General features: G+C 46.1%; 5 protein-coding genes. All 5 read right to left on the bottom strand.

Features of this window, described 5'->3' with window-relative positions; translation table 11 throughout:
• Nucleotides 1-127: 127 nt before the first annotated feature.
• Nucleotides 128-1795: an AarF/ABC1/UbiB kinase family protein gene (locus tag AB1466_03765; GenBank protein MEW6189215.1), complete on the bottom strand. Its 1668-nt coding sequence runs from the start codon at nucleotides 1793-1795 to the stop codon at nucleotides 128-130.
• A 35-nt stretch (nucleotides 1796-1830) separates the two neighbouring features.
• A complete protein-coding gene (locus AB1466_03760; GenBank protein MEW6189214.1) occupies nucleotides 1831-2178 on the bottom strand; it encodes a hypothetical protein in 348 nt (115 codons plus the stop codon).
• A 78-nt stretch (nucleotides 2179-2256) separates the two neighbouring features.
• Nucleotides 2257-2595 carry a hypothetical protein gene (locus AB1466_03755; GenBank protein MEW6189213.1) on the bottom strand — a complete coding sequence of 113 codons (339 nt, stop codon included), beginning with the start codon at nucleotides 2593-2595 and terminating at the stop codon, nucleotides 2257-2259.
• Between the two features lie 77 nt (nucleotides 2596-2672).
• Nucleotides 2673-3554, bottom strand: a complete 882-nt coding sequence (secF, locus tag AB1466_03750; protein MEW6189212.1) for a protein translocase subunit SecF — start codon at nucleotides 3552-3554, stop codon at nucleotides 2673-2675.
• Nucleotides 3555-3558: 4 nt separating this feature from the next.
• A complete protein-coding gene (gene secD / locus AB1466_03745) occupies nucleotides 3559-4833 on the bottom strand; it encodes a protein translocase subunit SecD (protein MEW6189211.1) in 1275 nt (424 codons plus the stop codon).
• Nucleotides 4834-5284: the final 451 nt, after the last annotated feature.

Here is a 5284-nt window from a genome sequence, read left to right as displayed (position 1 = left end):
TTTCTCCACACGGCGCACTTAAATCACCCTAATGTCTCCATTGCTAAATTCGGCATTTAGCCTTGGCTCTTTTAATTTTATCAGATTCTCGATACCGATAATAGAGAGGGGAAATTGTTTGCGATTTCTACCTCGAACGATGTCTTAGGGTGGCGTAAAGAAGCCAGAGGGCCATCAGGGCAGCGATGACAAAACCAATGACGGCCATGGGAGAGGGGAAACTACCACTCTTAGATGACAAAATGTAAGCTAAGGATGAGCAAATGAAGATAGCCGCAGCGAAAATGCTGATTATAACGTTTCTGGCAAAGATGTCCATTTTGCGAGAGATATCCTCTGACGCGGGGTCCCTGGAAATGACCTCCAATCTACCTTCGCTCGTTTGCTTCAAGATGTCATGCAACTGTTTCGGATAATCACGGAAAATTAGGGCATAGAGCTTGATCTCCTCCCATATATCCTGAAGAATCCTTTCAGGGGGATAATATGATTTGAACAACTCCATGGCGTAGGGTTTTGCCACTTCGAGGATGTTTATCTGCGGATATAGCTGTTTGCAAACACCTTCTACGGTGATGAGAGCTTTGGCCAGAAGGGCATAATCCTTTGGAATCCTGATCCTATTCTCGTAAATTAATTCCAGGAATTCCCTTCCGATGATATCGATTTTTAATTCGCCAAGTTTTCGACCATAGTATCTATCCAGGATGTCCCGAAATTTAGGCTTCATGGTGTTTATCCTATCAGAGGAAATCTGCACGCCGAGTTTCTGGCATTGGGCAACGACCTCGTCAACGTCCTTATTAATAATGGCGATGAGCATTCGCGTGATGGTCTCCTTATCCTGCTCCTTTATCTGACCAACGATGCCGAAATCCAGGTAGGCTATCTTCCCATCGGGTGTGATGAGAATATTCGCGGGATGAAGATCCCCGTGGAAGAAGCCGTCCACCAACACCTGTTTCATAATTGCTTTTGCACCATGTATTGCCAGTTCATAGGTATCAATTCCCAGAGACTCCGGTGTCGCAAGGTCACTGATCTTCGTTCCCTCTATATATTCCATGGTCAGAACGCGTTTACTCGAACAGGGCCAGATGACCAGGGGGATCTTTAAGAGTGGGTCGTCCCGAAAATTGAATCTGAATCTATCAACATGGCGACCTTCCACTCGAAAGTCGATCTCTCGACGTAGAGAGGCGGCCAATTCATCTACCAACCCCACTAAATCCAAAAATTCCAAGGATTTCACGTGTCGGGAAACCCACCTGGCCACGTAATAAAGCAGATCGATATCGGCCTCGATTCTTTTCTCAGCCTCCGGTCGCTGTATCTTAACCACGACTTTCCGACCATCGGGAAGTCTGGCCTGGTGAACCTGCGCGATGGAAGCCGCAGCCATTGGAACGGGATCGAAGTGGGAATAAAGCTCCTCCAACCCCTTGCCGAACTCGTGGAAAATCTGCTCACGAACAATATCGAAATCAAAAGGGGGTACGGTGTCCTGGAGCTTTTCCAATTCGAAGATTACTTCCGGGGGAACGAGATCCGGTCTTACGCTGAGGAGCTGCCCGACTTTGACAAAGGTTGGACCAAGTTCTTCGAGACACATCCGCAGCCTTTTGGCAAATACCTCGCGGGGTGGAGGCTCGAATTTTAATCTTCGCTTTTCCCTGGGTAGGAATTTTTTGAGACCATACCTCTCCAAATAGAAGCCCAAACCGTGTTTTACGACAATTTGAGCGATACCGCAAAGACGTTTAATATTACGCTGCCTTCTTATCCAGCTTTTCACCCAATTCGCTCTCGCTCTCTGAAAAACTTTTGAAATTATCTGAACTCTTTTTCTCCCCCAGCCTCAAGCACTTCCATCTTATTTTCCAAGACAACGATTCGATTCTCGAGTTCTCGCAAATTGAAGTCGAGTTTTTCAAAGTCGGACTCGGTTGCCATACCCGCCTTCTTCAAAGCCGATCTGAGACTATCGATAACTAGCTTCTCCAATTGCTCTTTCCGTACATTGACACGTTTGGATAAATCCTCCATGTACTGCTTTCCCTCTTCGGGACTAATCTTTCCCTTAGAGATCAGATCCTTAATGAACTCATCGGCCCTCTCATGAACGAGAAGCAATAAACCCAAGGCAACCAGGAAACTTCTTTCCAATAAATCATCCATTGTTGAACTCCTTCTCAAAATCATATTAAAAGAACCCGTGTTAAAGGGGGGCTGCTTCGACAAATTTTGAAGGGAAAATTACCTCTTGGATTTCCTGGGTTCCTTACCGATCCCCTTCTCCAGGCTTTTAAGCCGTTTTTCAAGATCATTTAGACGACGAGTCAACATTTTGACATCATCGTCCGCCGCAAAACCTGCCTCTTTTAAAGCGATATGCGCACACTCACTAATCTTCTTTTTGAGCTCCTCCTTCTCCTCATCAACCCGCTTCGATAAATCCTCGATAAAATATTTGCCCTCCTCTGGAGCAGCCTTGCCCTTCTCGATTAAATCCACTATAATTTCGTGAGCCTTCTCGTGAAAGAGAAGCCATGCACCTAAAAAAGTTAATATGCCTTTTTCAACGAGGTCCCTCATCCCTCCTCCTTTCCGATTCATGCTGAGCCCTATCCAATCTAACCATAGTATACAACAAGTGACTTAAATCACAATAACTACCTTCCATACTTCGCTTTGAGACTCCTATATCGAGGTTCGGTTTCCTTCCAAAGAGTGAGAAGGGGACTGGCGGTGAAGATAGAAGAATAAGCCGCTGAGGTAAGACCGATGAATAAGACAAAAGCAAAATCCTTTAGGGTCTCACCTCCTATTAAAAGAAGACAAATTATGGGAAAGAGTGTGGTGAGTGAGGTATTTATGGATCTTGCCAGGACTTGATTTATGGAATCGTTGACCATACCGGCGTATGTTTGCTTGCTCATTTTTGGGGTGTTCTCCACTATCTTATGATAGACGACGATTGTATCATAGAGCGAGTAACCGAGGATGGTCAAAAGGGCAGCTACCGTATTTGGCGTTATCACCCTCCCCACGAGAGCATAGATACCCATGGTAATCAAAATATCATGGAAGAGAGCAGTAATCGCTGTAACCGCCATTTTAAATTCAAAACGCAAGCCTATGTACAGCAATAGACCGCATAAGCACAGAACAAGAGCAATAAGAGCAGCTCTAGTGATGTGTCCACCCCATCCGGGTCCTACATTTTGAATTGATCGATCCTTGATGCCAAATTTTTCATCCAAAGCCTTTATCACCTTTTGTTGTTGCCTTGAAGAGAGAGATCGGCACCGGATGAGCACCTCATTTTTACCCGTGGGTTGAATGGTACTTCCCCCAAGGTTAGAAGCTCTAAGTTCCTTACGCACCTGGTATACCCCAACGGGTTTTGCAAATTTGATATCGAAAAGAGTTCCTCCCTTAAACTCAATCCCAAAATTCAACCCTCGAAAAATGAGGGCCAGGAAACCAATGAGGATAATGACACCGGATAGAGCGAACCAGATTTTCTTTCTCCCTATGAAATCAAAACGCATGGCATTAACCCTTCCTTTCCAAACCCAAGAGCTTAGGATTTCTCCACAACTTGGTAAAACTCATAAGACCCAGCATCGCCCTTGTGAAAAAGAAAGAGGTAAAAAGGTCACACACGATCCCCAGCATCAAGGTTAAGGCGAAACCGCGAACGGGACCTATGCCAAAATAAAAAAGAATGGCTGCGGTGGTAAAGGTAACAAGGTCGGCATCCAAAAAGGTCTTAAAACCATGGCTAAATCCGGTATCCAGGGCAGTGCGGATGGTCTTTCCGCCCCGCACTTCTTCTTTTATCCTCTCAAAGACGATGATACTCGAATCGGCGGCGACCCCAATCATTAGAACTATACCGGCTATACTCGGGAGGGAGAGATTTATCCCAGCGAGTCCGAAGGAGGTAAGGACGGCATTCACCGCCACTAAAAGACCAAATAAAAACGTGGCGAAAACGCCCAAGGCTAACCAGGTAATGACCCCGAATAACCTGTAGTAAATCACCATGAATAGGGCAACCAAAATCAATCCCAGAATGCCAGCTCTCAAGCCAGCCATTAGAGAGTCCCAACCCAGCGTGGGACCGACGGTTTTGCTCTCTGATATGTCCAGTTCCACAGGCAATGCTCCCGTCTGCAACACCAAGGCGATCCTTTTCGCCTCATCGATGGAATCCAGGCCAGTGATTATGGCTCGACCCCCGGTAATGGGCTCCTGTATCACGGGTGCTGACATCACCTCTTTGTCCAAGACGATGGCCAGACGCTGCCTCACATATCGCGTGGTAATGTCGGCAAATTTTTTCGTTCCTTTCTTGGTGAATTCCATCTCAACGATGGGTTTACTCATCTCTCCGAAGCTCGGGCGGGCATTCTTCAGAGCTTTCCCGGTCATCAATACCTTGCCCAGAATCACCTTGCCCTCTTTATCTATGCTCTTTACCTCGATGAACTCCAGTAGAGCTGTTTTACCGATTATCTCCAAAGCTTTTTGTGGATTCCTTATCCCCGGGAGCTGTACCAGGATGCTGTTCCTGCCCTGACGTTCGATTTGCGGTTCAGTTACACCGAGCTTATCCACACGCTGTCGAATGACAAACAAAGCCTGTTCCATGGATTGTTCAGTCACAGGTGCACCCGGCTTCTCCTTCGCGGAGAGAATGATGTGCATCCCGCCCTTCAAATCCAGCCCCAGCTTGGGAGGATATTTAACGATAAAATAGATGCAAACGGCAACCAATATTAGGGCAAAACCCATACTTAAAAGGTACTTCTGTTTGCTTGCCATTCACTTCTCCCATTTCAGATATGAGTCATGCAAAATTTAACATGTAAGGTGGATTATTAATGAGTCAGATTTACAATTCTAGACATTCGAGGGAGGGGTAAGTGCTTAAGAAAGTGTCGGAGCCTCGCCCATGAAAACTTCTTAAGCATTCACAGTTTTGTAGCGAGGCGAGACCCGAGCGGCGGCGGGAGTATGACTTGGTGAAGCTAAAAACAGCCGACCACGTGGGCTCACGAGCACTTCACCCCGACCATGGTGTTAACCCATCTCGTTAATAATACAAGTTACTCCATTACCTGGCTAATTGAAGTATCGATGTCGATTTCCAATGTTATCGTCTTCGTTGCTTCATCAACACGCAGGAAAAAGATTAGCAAAAATGGCTTTTTCCTGCAATAACTCAAGGTTGTTCTTTTCTGTGCCCAATGGCCTTTCTATCCACGGTGATCTT

The organism is Actinomycetota bacterium, from assembly GCA_040755895.1.
Classification (GTDB): Bacteria; Actinomycetota; Aquicultoria; order Subteraquimicrobiales; family Subteraquimicrobiaceae; genus Subteraquimicrobium.
This window is presented reverse-complemented; position numbering and strand designations above follow the sequence as displayed.